Genomic DNA, 16,008 nt, shown 5'->3' with positions numbered 1-16,008 from the left:
AATGGACCAAGCGAAAGTCGCATTCGTCGTAATGCCGTTCGGTACTGTGCAGTATCCGTCTATCCAGGCCGGCTTGCTCAAAGCAATTGCCGAACGAGATGGGATCAAAGTCGATTGCCACTACCTTAATCTTAGCTTAGCCAAAATCATGGAGCCACGGCTCTATAATTTTTTATCGAGCTATCGTGGGCCCCTCCTAGGCGAATGGATGTTCTCAGCTGCCGCTTTCGGCGATAGCGTCCCGCCGCCGGAAGAGTTTGTAAAGCGGTACGCAGAAGCGCTTGACCTAGTTTCGGACCGCGGGCGAACTGACTTGGCCGCGCTACTTGAAGTCCGCGAAACCCTGATACCTGAATTCCTTGACGAGGAAGCTCGGCGTATCGTGGTTGCGGGCTATGAGGTTGTTTGCTTTACCTCAACATTTGAACAGAATGTTGCTGGCATCGCACTTGCTCGCCGGCTTAAATCACTCAGGCCCTCGCTCCAGACCGTCTTCGGTGGATCAAATTTCGACGGCGAAATGGGACGCGCTTACGTCGAAGGCGTGCAGTGGATTGACGTTGCAGTTTCCGGGGAGGCAGATCACGTTTTCTCCCCTCTTCTGAGTGCACTACTTGCCGGTCACGAGATCCCCTCCCTAGACGGAATCATCCTAAGGGATGCCTCTGGAGCACAGGCGCATCGGAGGGCAACCTTCGAAGGCCGCATGGACGACCTACCAATCCCGGATTACTCAGAGTATTTTAAGTCACTCGAAGTAGTTCCGGCTTCCTATAAGCAACAGACGAACCCAATCACGTTGCTGATTGAAGGTTCGCGTGGCTGCTGGTGGGGAGACAAGCATCACTGTAAATTTTGTGGCCTGAACGGTTTAGGGATGCGTTTCAGATCAAAGAGCACCCAACGTATAATCGAGGACATAGAAGTTCTTTCAGAACGCCACCGGATCGCTCGCATCAATGCGGTCGACAACATTATTGGCCGTGAACAAACGAAGCAGCTTACCCAATACATGAAATCCAAAGAAATGGATTATGATCTTTTTTTTGAGATCAAAGCAAATCTAAGTAGAGATGAGATTCAGGCCCTTTCGGAGGGATGCATAACTCACGTTCAGCCCGGAATAGAAAGCTTCAGCTCACATGTATTGAAGCTCATGGACAAGGGCATCACTGGTATTCAGAATGTCAATTCCCTCCGCTGGTTTGCATACTACGGTGTGCATGCGTTTTGGAACCTGATCTTTGGTTTTCCTGGCGAGAGTCGGCGCGACTATGAAGATCAGCGAGATCTGATTCAGAAGCTACATTTTTTGCCGCCGCCGCGAGGCATCGGCCCGATATGGATTGAACGATTTAGCCCTTACTTTCGCGACGCGACAGAGGGTCGCCATTTTCATGGCCTTAGACCTCACGATAGCTATAAATACGCATATCCAGCTACAGTCGATGTCCATCGTGCTGCTTATTTTTTTGAGGCGGAGCTCATTGATGCCGTCGACAAGTCATCTGTCAGTTCGTTGACGACTGCGGTCAAAGACTGGCGTGAGCGCTGGCAGATAGAACCACTCCCTACATTAGTATACCAAAAACTGTCGAATGGAGTGCGAATCGTCGATGGCCGATCGATAAAAATAAAGAGCTATTTTTATACGGACTTGTTGGCATGCGCGTTCTTATTCTGCGTCGACAGACCGAGATCAGCCAGCAATATATTTGACCAAGTTACCAATCAAATTGGCAACTCTTACTCAGCCTCAGAGGTAGGTCAAGCGTTGTCAATGCTAGTTAGCCGCGAATTCATTATCCAGGAAGGCGATCTATACCTAGCCCTGCCGCTGCCTTTGCGTCGAGGGCGACGTGCATCTGAGTTTCGCGGTTCAGCACCCTCAGGTACTGTTGTCAGCGAGAGTGAAGCACTCATGTCGTGATGTTTTGCCGCTGAATGCGCCAATCAACTCTGGTCGCGGGTATGTCAAGGATGAGGCCTATTCAGTTCCCTCCAGATCGCCGATACTTTCCTCCGCATTGTCCGATCGTCGGGCGTCCGGAAATCTCGCCGCCCGCGAACCAATCCATCATATCGCCCGCCAGCTCTCCTTGGCTGACCGGCATGCCGTGATTGTTCACACGCCGGGCGATGCCGCCAGCAAAGGCGTCACAATCGTGCTTTGGCGGGACAGGTCGTGCGTCCCTTCCGAAGAGACGCCTATAGCGCCTTCTGCGTGCTCGCAACGCTCCTCACGCCTCGTCAGCGCGCTCTGCAATATTGATTGATCGAGAATGCGCTGATCGTACACTGCCACCTCGGGCGGCTTTCTTCCGCTTAAACGCAAAAACCGCCCCTGAGATGCAGAGGCGGTTAGGAGGATTTGGCGGTTAATCGTCTGTTATATCGGTGTGATCAGCGATTTATGTCGGAACTGGTTGCGGGGGCAGGATTTGAACCTGCGCACACGAACCATTTCTACCAGCACTAGGGGTATGGATTGTTAAAGGTGCATGCATTGACTAGCCGAGGTGTGTTCCAAGCTGTTCCGTATTTTGGTTTTTATCGTCAGCTAGCCAAAGCGGCTATGGTGGCCTCGGTTCCAAATTGGACACCGTATCTACATCCCCAATCCCAACCCCTTGCTGAGGCGTTGCTTCAACTCATACTCCCGCGTCAGTTCGGCGATTTGCGCCCGATAGGCAATCCGGGCGACACCCTTGATGCGATCAAGCCTCGCGGCATCTTCCGGCCCGAGCCGCAGGCTTTCCTTCTCCAGGGCGCGCGGATCGGAGCTGCCGAACCGCCGCTCAATCGCCCGTGCAATCTTCTCCGCCTCCGCGAGCGCCTCCTGCCCCTCCTGTGTGTCCAATAGCTTCTCAAGGGACCTCGGCCTGTTCTCCTGCGTCAGCCCATCGAGCTGCTTCAGGACGACCTCGCTGCGTCGGCTGAGCCCCGGAACCTCGATCACATCCTGCTTCTCGCGTTTCCAGATCTCGGACCGCCGCTCTTCCTCAAGCCGACGCTCCCAGGTCTCGGCGGCCGCAACGGCATGCCTCCGGAACGCCCTGGCATAGTGCCGCGCCGCTTTCCGCTCCTTGTTCTCGCCAAAGAGCCCGACCTTGCCGCGCAGCTCCCCGAACTGCTCCGGCCGGTCCGCGAGCAGCTTCGCCAGCCCCTGCCCATCCATGCCCTTGTCGACAATGGCCAGGCTGAGCCTTTCCACCACGCCCTCCGGATCGACATAGACATCGCGACCGAGTGCTCTCACCGCCTCGATGGCCCGCTCGAAGTCCGGCCTAGCCTTTTCGCGCGCCACGTCCTCGACACTGCGGGAATAGTGCGTGATCGCCGGAATGAGCGGCTCGATCTTCTCAGGCCCGCCACCGATCCCCTGCCCGCTCTGCCCGGCCCCGAGCGTGGTGGGGGACTGACGATCGGTCGGCGCGCGAACGCGCTCATCCCAAGCGCCGAAGTGAGCCGGCGGCCGATCGTCGGTCCGGTCGGACTTGCAGCTGATCCCGATTTCGCTCAGCACGCCGAACTCTTGCGCCAGCCCCCGCCGCTCGGCAAAGGCACGGGTGTAATCGAGCGTCGTTTCCTTGGCCCCCGACCGGCCCATGCTGGCGCTGAGTGTTTGCAGATCCTTCAGTTTATCGCGGCCGGCATAAAGCTTCACCTGATCGCGATGGCGGGTCATCGCCACGTAGGTCAGATGCCGGTCCATGGTGCCCGACGCCATGACGAAGGCCCGGTCGACGGTCGCCCCTTGCGACTTGTGGATCGTCGTCGCGTAACCATGGTCAAAGGCCTGGTAACTTTTTGTCGGTATGGAGAGAACACGGGCACTGTTCTGCCCTGCGCCGTCGAGACGTATCTGTAGTGCGTCCGGCTCGACGGCCTGAACCGTTCCCAACATGCCGTTCTTGACGCCGAGATCGCGGTTGTTCTCCAGCAGAACGATCCGGTCACCTGGTGCAAAGGACCGTTCGCCGTCATTCGTCTGGTAGAGGACTTCCCGCCCGAGCGGACCCTGCTCTTTTTCATCTCGTGCCAGTTTCCCGCGTTCCTGAAGCGATGCCCGGATGTCGGCATTGATTGCACGCACATCGACACGGCGATGTGCCAGGGCAATCCGGGAACCGCTTGTGCGCTCGTCCATGTCGGCAAGGTAGTCCCGCACCAAGGCGGAGCGTACCTCGTCGCGGTTGTCTGCGAACTGGACATGACCGCGGTCGGCATAGGCTGAGAGACCGTCGCTCGTTCTGTGTGTGGCAAAGGCAATCGACGCCTCGCGCTGCCAGCCCTCATTCTGGCGGCGGATTTCCGAGAGCTCGACGGCGCCGACCCGCTCGGCAATCGCCCGGAACGGAGATCCTGCCCCGATCGCTTGAAGCTGCTCGTGATCACCGACCAGGACGAGTTTAGCGCCACGGGTCTCGGCCTCGGTGACGAACTTCGCAAGCTGCCGGCTTCCCACCATGCCGGCCTCGTCGATGACCAGGACATCGCCCTTGCCGAGTTGGCCCCTCTCCCTCTGCCAGCCATATTCCCAGGACGCCAATGTGCGCGATGATATGCCGGAGGATTCCTCCAGACCTTCCGCCGCCTTGCCGGCAAGGGCTGCACCATGAACCCGATAACCCTGACGTTCCCAGGCCTCACGCGCCGCAGACAGCATCGTCGACTTGCCCGCACCGGCAAAGCCGATCACGACCGCGATCTGCTCTGGGCCGGTGATGTGCCGGACCGCGGCGCGCTGTTCTTCGCTCAAGCCCGAGCGCTCGATCGCCCGCACGCGATCGACCAAGACCATTTCGCCGGACTCGACTTTCCCTGCAAGCGACGCAGCAGTCCTTGCACGGATGGCTTCATCCTGTAGATTCAGCGCCTGATCGACGTGATGCCGGTCTACGCCATGGCCGCGAGCGACCCCCATCATAGATGCGCTCGCGACCATGGCCTGCTCGATCTCCAGCATTTCTCGCGTCGTCAGCCGGGCAAGTTCGCCCTTCTGCGCAGGTCTCAGTTCCACCAGGGCGGTTGATGCCATGACGGCGGCAAAGGCGTTCTGGAAGCTTTGCGGATCGTCGATATAGCGATGCAGGGCACGCGCTACATCATAGCGGTCGAACACACTCTTCTCACCGGTGATGATGCTCAGAACCTGTTCCGGTTTTTCCCGGATCAGGTCGGCATTGCGCCTTGCCGCCTCTTCATCGATCCGCGTGCGCGACACCTCCCTTCCCTGCCGATGGATCTGGGAGGCATGAACGCCCATGTGCTCGGTCGGCTCGATCTCAAGGCCACGTTCCAGATGCGAGCGATGATCGATCCTGACATCGAGACCGGCGCGCACCAGATGCCGGTTGGCATGGGCTTCCCAGGCCTGGCGGATATCGCGAAGCTGCATCTGCGCGGTCGGATGATCGTGGTTCAGCAGCCATTTGTTCTCCCGCTCGATCAGCGTCTTCTCGCCAAGGCCGTTTGCTTCGACGGTGCGCGTCGTCATCAGCACATGGGCATGGATGTTGCGGACATCACCTTCGCTGCCCGGCTGGTGAATGGCGAAGTCGACGGCGGCGCCATAACGGTTGGCAAGATCACGGACAAAGTCGCGTGTCAGGGATAGCCGCTCGGCGGCACTCAGCTCGTGTGGAAGGGCGATCTCGAACTCACGGGCGACACGGGCATCCTTGCGCTTCTCGGCAAACTCGACGGCATTCCACAAGTTCGAACGGTCGCGCGCCCAATCGGCCTCCACCCCATCCGGCAGCACGATCTCGGTATGAACCACGCCACTCTTTCGGGTGAAGTCGTGCACCAGGCCGTCACGCTCGTTCAGCAAGCGGCTGGCCGTGCGATAGGCGACAGCAGCCACGGCGCTGCGGCCGCCGCTGCGCGCCACCGGCTTCATGCTGCAATGATAGATCGCCATGCCAGCCTCCGGTCGGGCGAAGGGCGGTTCTGAGCGCTGAGTTGCGCAGCAACTCGTAAGTGCGCCCTTGGACTTCCTTCGCTTCGCTACGGTAGCACCAAGGGATACCGCTCCGCTTCTCGCAGATTTGCGAGTTGTGCCGGCGGATCGATCGGCGTTGCATCGACCATCCCCGGACGAATGACGGGAAGGATGATGTCATGTCGCGCAAGGCTATTCGCGAACGATTGCTACAGCTCGAAGCCCGCAAACAGGTGCTGGTCGCGCGCCTGGCCAAGCAGGAGCGAGCTCACGACACACGCCGCAAGATCCTGATTGGCGCGCTGGTGCTGCACCGGCTGAAGCAATCGGGCGATGCCGAACTCTCCCGGCGTCTCGGCGACTGGCTGCGTGCCGAGCTGCCGGGGTTTCTGACGCGCGAGGGCGACCGGGCTCTGTTCGCCGGCATCCTGAAGCCGGCGGCGCCGATGGTATCGCCGGTCGAGAACGAGAACAGCGGAGAGAGCGGAGGATCGCCCGAATGACGGTTGCGCGTCTGCTCAAGTCCATGCTGATGGCTCCCGTCATCGCGGTGGGGTGCCTCCTCTTCGGCGCTGCCTTTTCCATCGTGATGCTGCTGGTGAATTTCCTGATCCACCTAATCGGCGGAATTGAACATGGACAGATCAGCCACGTCGTGCACGTTGTCGCCAAGTATCTTCCCGTGACGCTTGGGATCGGCGGCTTCTTCTCGGCGTTTTTCAGCAAAGCGCAAATCTCGGCCGTCTTCGGCTCGGCGCGCTGGGCGACGAAGAAAGACCTGCAAACCCTGTCGGCCAAAGACGATGGCCTGCTGATCGGACGCGATCCGGCAACAGCCAAGCTATTGCGCTATGACGGGCCGGCGCATCTGATGACCATCGCACCGACCAGAACGGGCAAGGGTGTCGGTACCATCATCCCCAATCTGCTCACCGCCGACCGCTCCGTGATCTGCATCGACCCGAAGGGCGAGAATGCCAGGATCACCGGTCGCGCCCGCGAACGGTTCGGTCCGGTCCATGTCCTCGATCCGTTTGGCGTCACGGGCAAACACTCGTCCGCCTTCAATCCCCTCGATGGACTGAAGCCTGACAGCCTCGATATCGCCGAAGACGCCAACACGCTCGCCGATGCGCTGGTGTTCGACGAGCCGGGCATGGCTGGTGAGGCGCACTGGAACGAAGAGGCCAGGGCGCTCATTGCCGGACTGATCCTCTTTACCATCGTCGCGGAGCCGCCGGGGCGACGGGACCTCGGAACGCTGCGGGACCATCTGACGCTTTCCCCGGAGAAGTTCGCGAACCTGCTTCTGAGAATGCAGGCCTTGGACGGGGCCGGCGGGCTAATCGCGCGCGCTGCCAATCGTCACCTCGGCAAGTCCGACCGGGAAGCGGCGGGCGTCTTGTCGGCCGCGCAGCGCCACACCCATTTCCTCGACAGTCCGCGCATGACCGCCGTGCTTAGTCGCTCAGACTTCCGCTTCGCCGATCTGAAGCGCAACAATGCCACAGTCTTCCTCGTCCTGCCGCCCGATCGGCTCTCCACCTATTCCAGATGGCTGCGACTGCTGGTCACCCAAAGCCTCACCGAGATGGCACGCGATCCTGCCGCCCCTGCCCGGCCCGTGCTGTATCTGCTCGACGAGTTCACCGCTCTCGGTCACCTGGCGCCCGTCGAACGTGCCATGGGGCTGATGGCCGGCTATGGTGTTCAGCTCTGGCCGATCCTCCAGGACATCCACCAGCTGCGTGCCACCTATGGGCAACGCGCCGGCACCTTCCTGTCGAATGCCGCCGTGCTTCAGGTGTTCGGCGTCAACGATGTGGAAACGGCAAGTCTCATTGCCCGCTCGATCGGCAAGACCGATGCGCACTACGTGACCCGGTCATGGAGCGAGGGCAAGACCTCGTCGTCGGAACACATGATCCTGCTCAGACAAGGGAAGCGGCCGGCGTGGGTGCGGAAGATCCGATATCATGACGATAACGAGTTCAGAGGACTGTTCGACCGAGCTTGAACACCGTCGCGTGTTCTATCTTTCGTGACCAGTCGCTAATCCGCGGGGGCAAAATAGTCGATGTCCGTACGGAAGCCGCCAAGACGCCAATTTGGTGCGCAGGTCGATGGTCTAGAACACCAACTCGTAATATCCGGTTCGCGACCTCACTTCACTGCTGACAGGCATCATCAGACGATTGGCGAAGGCTGCCGCAGGTCTGCCGCCGAGCGCCAGACCAAGATGGTGGACGATCGTCTCGAACCGCTGGGTGCGACGACCATACCGAGCCAGGAAGCCGTGTTCGAACTGTTCGCGGAAGATGCAGCGACCGCAAAGGACAGCGTCACACCAACATCGGAGCGCCACCACTGTGAGTCCACGCGCCGTCCACCGAGGGGCAGGTCTGTCGGCCATCGCAGATATCGGCTTTGAACGCGTCGCTGTCGTCCGCAGGCAGAACAAGCTCCCGCGGGAGAGCGCGATCTCAAGAGAATATCGACGATCTCGCCTACAATCTTGATAGAATCCACTGCGAAGCCGTCCGGCGCGAGGCACGCACGCTGAAACCGATGCTGCATCCGCTGATCCCCCAATGAATCACCGAAAGTCTCGACCGCACCAGCAGCATATGTGAGTCAGAGCCAAATCTCGGTGAGAACTTCCCGCAATCCCGGGTCAGTTCTCAGCGCAAAATCAACAGTCTATTGGGTTGACGAGAGCCTAATATCGCCGGAAAACAATCTCGGCGAGATTGTCGTCATGGGTGTTATCTACGCGTATAAGACGCGTTCAAAATGATTCCGTCGGCAGGCCAACTGTTGCAGCCGCGGCCGTCATTGTGGCCGGAGAGCTACGCGGTCCGCCGCACCTGCACGTGGCAGGCCATTTTTCGCGGGAAGTTAGCTTCATGTTCCGGAGGGATCGTGTCTGAAGTAGAAATCAATGTGAATGAAATCGCCGGACATGCCGCCGCAGACTTGGTCGAGTCGTTTTTCTCGTCCGTCGGAAATGTTACAAAGGATCAGATCGCCAAATACAAGGTGCGGTTTGGTCGCGGCTTCTCAAGCTATCTGTCTGAGACAATCGCCAGATACTCCAAATTTAAAACCCTGATTAACCGCCACGAAGCGATAAGTTTTGAGCACAACTATGTGCCAGTACGCATCAAATCGGGAGAAGAGGTATTCCGTGGTGAAGACTTTTTTGCCCAACTCGCTCTCGGAAAACGTTTTATAATCGAGGGCACGGCTGGACTGGGAAAGACGCTGTTTGTAAGGCATCTGCTTCGCCATACGATACTCTATGAAACAGATTATATTCCGATACTTTTTGAGTTGCGACACCTCCACTTAGACAACACGAAATCCCTGATCGCCAACCTAGTGAAACAGGTCGCCGATCACCTGCCGGGTTTCACTGAAGAGCACCTCAGGTTCGGCATGGGGAGTGGAAAGTTCATAATTTACCTCGATGGCATCGACGAAATAGCTCTAACCGATCGCACTCGTTACGCTGCGGAAATCTTGGACCTCGCCTACAGGTATCCCGAGACACCCGTTCTTCTTTCGACCCGGCCGGATGACTTTTATCTACCATGGGAGGCCTTCACGGTGGCCAAGCTTCTCCCCATGACGCGCGAGCAGACGACGCTGATGTTGTCCAAGCTCAACTATGACGGCGATATCAAATCCGCATTTATTGGAACGATGACCGAGCAGTTCTTCGAGAACCATGAAGAATTTCTTTCGATTCCCCTCCTCGCGACGCTCATGATGCTGACGTACAGCGAGTTCGCCACCGTTCCGAGCAAGATGCACGTGTTCTACGAACAGGCCTACCAAACGCTATTCCACAAGCACGACTTCATAAAGGGCGCATTTTCGCGGACTATCGAGTCTAGGCTCGACGTAGAGCAGTTCCGACAGGTGCTCGCGGCCTTTTGCTTCATCTCCTATCTTCAGGAGCGGTTTAGCTTTTTACAGTTCCAGCTTATCGAGGATCTTAAAGCCGCTTTCGCCCTCTCAAACATCGATGCGGATAGTGATGCATTTCTCAAAGACCTAATGGTCACCGTGTGCCTTTTACAGCGAGATGGAATCTACACGACTTTCATCCATCGGTCTTTCCAAGAGTATTTTGCGGCGCTTTTCATCTCCAATAGTCCGCCATCAGAAGTTTTCGATATTGTGGAAGCTTTGGTGGAGCGCGGGCGCGTAGACAACGTATTGCGAATGGTTTTCCAGTTAAACGAAGGCGTCATTCTCCAAGAATGGGTAATTCCAAAACTAGGGAAGCTGGAAGGACTCTTGAACGAAAATCTGTCGGACATCGCTTTGATCAGGTCCATTTTAGGAAAACCGGTTTACGAAAACGGCCTGACATTTCCCAAGGCAGGGATAATCGAGCATAAGAGCCTTCGCATCATTCTCAACGAATTCTCCGATCGCCCCAATGTTAGAACCGCCGACCATCAGGATGACCGACGGTTGATAACCTCATACATCGACAGACAGCGTACGCTATCGGAACGACAGGAAGCTTATGATCGCAGAGCACTCGGAGCTCATAAACGCGAAGCTCAAGGTAAGGGTTTCAATATAAGCGCCCTTCCCGACAACCTACTGAACGAACTTAGCTGCGTCCGAGAAGTCGCGGCAGACATCCGCTGTATCCAAAGCCTTAGGATTTCTCTCGAGAAGAAGATGAAGGAGCGCAGCAGCGGTATTCGGAACCTCATCGCAAGATACAAACATTAGCATAGGTGTTAATTTCCACTGAGAGCTGACCCGCCGGGTCATGTATGGATGCCCCCGTTCATGCAAGTAGTTCTTCGAGCGGTTTTGAACGTGAGATCGGGTGCGGTCATGTATCAGGCCTGTTTTGCGGCTCGCCACGACGACAGAGGTAGTCCGCCGAGCGATACAACATAGTCAAGAGAGACTGCGAGCACTCGCCAAGCGCTACGGCAACAACCAGAAGACCGTGCGAAGTGGAAGAGGCGAACTTCTGTTGTCGACCCCCAAGCCCCAGCCCGCGACCGGCGGGCAAAACAAGCCCGGCAGCCCGGCTGCCGTCCAACCTGGAAGGTCGCCATGAATAGCGACCGTCAGCAAACAGGAAAATGGGCATACCAGCTGTAGGTAAGCGGTGTGCCGCTCACACACGGCCGATCAGTTTCGAGCAAACGAGGTCACACGCCGGGCCGCATAGCGCGTGGCACCATACGCGAAAAATCGGAAGTCGCGGCATAGTCAGACAGCAGCCGTCTCTATTGGGAACCCCGCCGCTTTCCACTCAGGGAAGCCATCGACAAGTCGACGCACATTGAACCCACGCTGTCGCAATGACTGCACGGCCTTGAACGAAAGAATGCAATAGGGGCCACGGCAGTAGGCAACAATCTGCTGTCCAGGTGGCAACTCCGACAGGCGACTTTCTAGTTCTTCCACGGTGATGTTGACGGCGTTCGGCAGGTGTCCGGCCCGATATTCGTCTTCTGGGCGTACGTCCAGGAGAGTCACGCTTTCGCTGTCGAGGCGCTTCATCAACTCAGCCATGTCGATGGCCTCCATATCGTCGAGGCGATGGAAGTAGCCGTGGATAACGCTTTTGACCTCCGCCATATTATGCTCGGCCAGGTTCTGGATCGCGGTGATCGCCTCGATGATGGGTCCGTCTCTCAGACTGTAGCGGACGTTCTTGCCTTCGCGATGCCCGACAATAAGCCCGGCCTTCTTCAGGTGCTGCAGATGCTGCGATACATTTGCAAAAGCAAGGCCCGTCCTGGTCGCGAGAACTTCCACAGATTGTGGACTCTGAGCAAGAAGCTCCAACAGTTCCAAGCGGTGTTCGTTACCTAGAGTCCTTGCCAAACTCGCAAAGTGACCAAAGAGCTGTAGCTTCGGAGATGGGGTTGACATTCGACATCCTGGTGTTCATTCAATTGGACGATTGAATGATTGAGCGTCGATTGTCAATCTTAGGAGGCACTATGAATATCCTCTTCATCCTCAACGACCCTCCTTATGGCACCGAGCGCGTCTACAATGCTCTTCGGCTGGCAATTGCACTACCTAAAGCCGACAGCGAAGCGGCCATCACGGTCTTCTTGATGGCCGATGCGGTACTTGCCGCGAAGGCGGGCCAGAAGACACCAGAAGGGTACTACAACGTCGAGCGCATGATCAAACGCGTCCTCGCTTCAGGTGGGAAGGTCCTTCTCTGTGGCACCTGCATGGATGCACGGGGCCTAACGCAAAGCGAGATGGCGGAAGGGGCCGAGTCCAGCACAATGGATGCCCTAGCCGCCGCAACAGTGGCTGCCGACAAGGTGCTGGTGTTCTGATGGCCATGTATCGTCAAGTCGCACTGCTGGCGTCTGCGCAGGCTCTGTTCCAGACTGCGTCGGTTCTGGTAATGACAGTTGGAGGACTAGCCGGAAGCCAGCTTGCCGCTTCCCCCGCCTTTGCCACGGCACCTATCGCCTCAATGTTCCTCGGCACGGCGCTGGCGACCGTTCCTGCCTCGATGTGGATGGCTCGGGTAGGACGCAGGATTGGCTTTTTGTTGGGCGCTATCCTTGGCGTGGTGGGGGGACTTGTGGCAGCAGGCGGGGTGTATGCAGGATCGCTATGGATGCTTTGCCTGGGCACCTTGTTCGTTGGGGCCTATCAAGGGTTTGCACAATTCTACCGTTTTGCGGCATCGGAAGTAGCAGATGACGCTTTCCAGCCCCGAGCCATCTCCTTCGTCCTCGCAGGTGGTGTCGTTGCAGCTCTCGCTGGACCTGCCCTTGGCGGCTTTGGCGGTGATCTCCTGCAGCCTGCCTATACTGGCTCTTTCCTCATTCTTTCAATTGTCTCGCTGCTTGCAGTCGGTGTTCTGACGGGGGTGAACGTACCCCGTCCTGCTGTGCTCTCGGGAGTGGACGCAGCAGCCCGGTCGCTGGGCCAGATAATGCGGCAACCGACCTACCTTGTTGCGCTCTTTGGAGCCGCAACAGGCTACGGCGTGATGATCCTCGCGATGACAGCAACACCGATTGCAATGGCACATCATCATCACGGCCTGTCTCAGACGGCAACCGTGATCCAGCTCCATGTGCTCGGCATGTTCCTGCCCTCATTCTTCACGGGGTCGCTCATTGCTCGCTTCGGTGTTCTCCGGATCATGCTGGCTGGTGTTTTGCTGTTCTTCGGCCATGTGGCTTTCAGCCTATCCGGCACTGGGTTCTATTCCTTTACGGCAGCGCTTATCTTGCTCGGTATCGGCTGGAACTTCCTTTACATCGGCGGCACCAATCTGCTCACAAGCACCTACACCCCTGCCGAAAAGGGTAAAGCACAAGCGATGAACGATCTGTCGATCTTCCTGGTCGGACTCGTGTCGTCACTAGGCGCGGGAGCGCTACATAGTAGCCTCGGCTGGCAAACGCTCAATCTCGTGCTGCTGCCGTGGCTTGCTTTGGCTGGCATCGCGATCCTTTATCTTGCTTTCTCCAGAGCAAGACTGGGAGCTGTCGCATAATCCGGCCATGGAATTTGCATACACGCCTAAGCCTTGACGATCCACGACGTGTCATCAGTGGCCGTTGATACGATCAACCAAGTAATTCCACGGGAGAAGTTCATCTATCCGGCTCTGCCTGTGACCATTCACGATGGCGGTGAGTGTGCTGGTCAGATAGGCCTGCGGATCGACAGCATTGAGCTTGCAGGTCTCGACCAGCGAGGCGATGATCGCCCAATTCTCCGCTCCGGCATCATGACCCGCAAAAAGCGCGTTCTTGCGATTGAGAGCGATAGGCCTGATGGTCCGCTCGACACTGTTGTTGTCGACCTCGATGCGGCCGTCGGTCAGGAAGAGCTTCAGACCATCCCAGTAATTGGCGATGTAGGCCAATGCCTCGCCGAGCGGCGACTTCGTAGCGATGCGGGCGCGGTGATGGACCAGCCAAGTCTGCAGTTCTGCCACAAGCGGTGCTGATCGTTCCTGTCGTCCGGCAAGTCGAGCCTTCGGATCAAGACCGTGCAACTCGGCCTCGATGCGATATAGTTCGCCAATCCGCTTGACGCCATCCTCAGCAATCGGTGCTGACCCGTTGCGGGTGATCTCCACCAGCTTGCGCCGGGCATGCGCCCAGCAATATGCAAGCTGAATGTCTGGGCCGACACGCTCAGGCGCGATCAGCCTGTTGTATCCGGCATATCCATCCACCTGCAGGACGCCAGAGAAACCCTGCAGTATACGTTCGGCATGAATGCCTCCCCGACCAGGAGCATAGGTGAAGGCGACACCCGGCGGAGCGCCACCGCCCCATGGGCGATCATCACGCGCCAGCGCCCAGAAGTATCCGGTCTTGGTTTTGCGCGAGCCGGGATCGAGAACTGGGGCGCGGGTCTCATCCATGAACAGCTTGGTCGAGCGCTTCAGGTCGACGATCAACGCATCGAAGACGGGCCGCAGTTCATAGGCTGCCCGACCGACCCAATCGGCCAGCGTGGAGCGGTCGAGATCGATCCCTTGGCGGCTCATGATCTGCGCCTGCCGATAGAGTGGAAGGTGATCGGCATACTTGGAGACCAGAACATGCGCGACGGTCGCTTCCGTCGGGAGCCCAGCCTGGATCAGCCGCGCCGGAGCTGGGGCTTGGACGACCCCGTCGGTGCAGGCCCGGCAGGCATACTTAGGGCGGCGGGTGACGATCACGCGGAACTGCGCCGGGATCACGTCCAGCCGCTCGGAGACATCCTCGCCAATGCAGTGCAGGCAACCACCGCAGGCACAGATCAGGCTTTCTGGCTCAATCACCTCCTCGATATGCGGAAGATGCTTCGGAAGGGAGCCCCGATTGATCGCACGTGGCTTGGCAATCCTATTTGCCGCAGGAGCGTCCCCCTCATCCTCGGCATGGATGACAGCCATGGCCGTCTCCAGGTCTTCCAGCGCCAGGTCGAATTGGTCAGGATCGGTCTTCTCGGATTTGCGTCCGAAGGCTGCCTGCTTGAACGCTGCGACCAGCTTCTCAAGCCGCTCGATCCGCTCATCCTTGCGAGCGATATGCTCGTCTTTGCTGGCTATCGCGACGTCCTTGGCCGCCTCGCGTGCCTGTGCCGCAATCAGCATCGCCTTCAGGGCAGCAACATCATCGGGAAGGTCGGCGGCATGGAGCATGACCGGAAACTACCAAATCCCGAGCCGATTTGCCCTCAGAATCTGCCGTGCTGAGTCATCGTGCCGCAGCTATTCGATGGCCTCCGGCACTCTCGTCTGGACGGCATGAACCCGCCGCCAATCGAGGCCTGCGAACAGCGCTTCGAACTGGGCGTGGGTGAGCGTCATCAATCCATCCTTGATGCCAGGCCACGTGAATGTGTGCTCTTCCAGCCTTTTGTAGGCCATGACGATCCCGGAGCCATCCCAGTAGATCAGCTTCAACCGGTCCGCCTTGCGAGACCGAAACACGAAGACCGTTCCGGTGAACGGGTCCTTGTGAAGCTCATTCTTCACTAGCGCCGCCAAGCCGTCATGGCCCTTGCGGAAGTCAACGGGTTTGGTCGCCACCATGATCCGAACACGGTTCGACGGAAAGATCATGTCGCCGCCGCCAGAGCGCGGGCGATGGCAGCGATCCGGGCAGCAGACGCACCTTCCTCAAGACGGATCGTGACGGGACCGAGGACGATCTCGGGGCGACTGAGCATTTTAGGCGGCTGTTCCGAAACAGGCGGATCAACGATCACCGCCGCGAACTCTACCGCATCCTCTGGTGCTGGCAGGATCAGCTTGCCCTGCCGCGCCATCGTCCGCCAGGTGGAAAGGCTATTGGCTCGCAATCCATAGCGCTGCGCAACTTCATTGACTGTCGTGCCAGGCCTCAAGCTTTCCGAAACGATCTTCGCCTTGACCTCATCGGGCCAATGTCGGTGAACCTCACGTCCAGGCTTCCTGGTTGTGAGAAACTCCAATGAGGTCTCCATGGAGAAACTCCCGTTCATGATCCATGGAATGTCGATCCCAGATCAGGCGGCAACGAGCAACGTGGGACCTGAACACCGGTTAC

At 58.1% G+C, this 16,008-nt stretch carries 11 protein-coding genes; 6 read left to right on the top strand and 5 right to left on the bottom strand.

Annotation, left to right across the window (positions count from 1 at the left end):
• The first annotated feature begins 1 nt into the window (after position 1).
• Positions 2-1,930: a RiPP maturation radical SAM C-methyltransferase gene (locus L867_RS24225; RefSeq protein ID WP_051438742.1), complete on the top strand. Its 1,929-nt coding sequence runs from the start codon at positions 2-4 to the stop codon at positions 1,928-1,930.
• A gap of 678 nt (positions 1,931-2,608) precedes the next feature.
• Here L867_RS24225 and traA read toward each other — a convergent pair.
• Positions 2,609-5,926, bottom strand: a complete 3,318-nt coding sequence (gene traA, locus L867_RS0100055; RefSeq protein ID WP_028734984.1) for a Ti-type conjugative transfer relaxase TraA — start codon at positions 5,924-5,926, stop codon at positions 2,609-2,611.
• Between the two features lie 200 nt (positions 5,927-6,126).
• On the opposite strand from traA, the gene L867_RS0100050 reads away from it, so the two are divergent.
• The 3 genes from L867_RS0100050 (at position 6,127) to L867_RS0100040 (ending at position 10,702) form a co-directional block, all read left to right on the top strand.
• The gene (locus L867_RS0100050) at positions 6,127-6,450 is read left to right on the top strand and encodes a hypothetical protein (protein WP_028734983.1); all 324 of its coding nucleotides are present in this window, start codon (positions 6,127-6,129) and stop codon (positions 6,448-6,450) included.
• A complete protein-coding gene (locus tag L867_RS0100045; protein WP_028734982.1) occupies positions 6,447-7,964 on the top strand; it encodes a type IV secretory system conjugative DNA transfer family protein in 1,518 nt (505 codons plus the stop codon). The genes L867_RS0100050 and L867_RS0100045 overlap by 4 nt, the downstream gene beginning before the upstream one ends.
• A gap of 905 nt (positions 7,965-8,869) precedes the next feature.
• Positions 8,870-10,702 carry an NACHT domain-containing protein gene (locus L867_RS0100040; RefSeq protein ID WP_084638394.1) on the top strand — a complete coding sequence of 611 codons (1,833 nt, stop codon included), beginning with the start codon at positions 8,870-8,872 and terminating at the stop codon, positions 10,700-10,702.
• A 495-nt stretch (positions 10,703-11,197) separates the two neighbouring features.
• Here L867_RS0100040 and L867_RS0100035 read toward each other — a convergent pair whose 3' ends face one another.
• A complete protein-coding gene (locus L867_RS0100035; RefSeq protein ID WP_028734980.1) occupies positions 11,198-11,866 on the bottom strand; it encodes an ArsR/SmtB family transcription factor in 669 nt (222 codons plus the stop codon).
• A 71-nt stretch (positions 11,867-11,937) separates the two neighbouring features.
• Between L867_RS0100035 and L867_RS0100030 the strand changes: the two genes are divergently transcribed.
• Both L867_RS0100030 and L867_RS0100025 read left to right on the top strand, forming a co-directional pair.
• Complete coding sequence (locus tag L867_RS0100030; protein ID WP_028734979.1) at positions 11,938-12,291, top strand: DsrE/DsrF/TusD sulfur relay family protein; 354 nt, start codon at positions 11,938-11,940, stop codon at positions 12,289-12,291.
• A complete protein-coding gene (locus L867_RS0100025; RefSeq protein WP_028734978.1) occupies positions 12,291-13,472 on the top strand; it encodes an MFS transporter in 1,182 nt (393 codons plus the stop codon). Before L867_RS0100030 ends, L867_RS0100025 begins: the two co-directional genes overlap by 1 nt.
• Positions 13,473-13,526: 54 nt before the next feature.
• Here the strand turns inward: L867_RS0100025 and tnpC are convergent, their stop codons facing one another.
• From tnpC to tnpA, 3 genes are all read right to left on the bottom strand, one after another.
• The gene (tnpC, locus tag L867_RS0100020; protein WP_028734977.1) at positions 13,527-15,119 is read right to left on the bottom strand and encodes an IS66 family transposase; all 1,593 of its coding nucleotides are present in this window, start codon (positions 15,117-15,119) and stop codon (positions 13,527-13,529) included.
• Between the two features lie 69 nt (positions 15,120-15,188).
• Positions 15,189-15,542 (bottom strand): IS66 family insertion sequence element accessory protein TnpB, encoded by a 354-nt coding sequence (tnpB, locus tag L867_RS0100015; RefSeq protein WP_028734976.1) that lies wholly within the window; start codon positions 15,540-15,542, stop codon positions 15,189-15,191.
• Positions 15,539-15,925, bottom strand: coding sequence for an IS66-like element accessory protein TnpA (tnpA, locus tag L867_RS0100010; protein WP_028734975.1), 387 nt, complete (start codon positions 15,923-15,925; stop codon positions 15,539-15,541). Before tnpA ends, tnpB begins: the two co-directional genes overlap by 4 nt.
• Positions 15,926-16,008 lie beyond the last annotated feature (83 nt).

The sequence above is a fragment of the Paenirhizobium selenitireducens ATCC BAA-1503 genome, from assembly GCF_000518785.1.
Classification (GTDB): domain Bacteria; phylum Pseudomonadota; class Alphaproteobacteria; order Rhizobiales; family Rhizobiaceae; genus Allorhizobium; species Allorhizobium selenitireducens.
The sequence above is the reverse complement of the archived record's forward strand: the minus strand, read 5'-3'. Positions and strand labels throughout refer to the sequence as shown.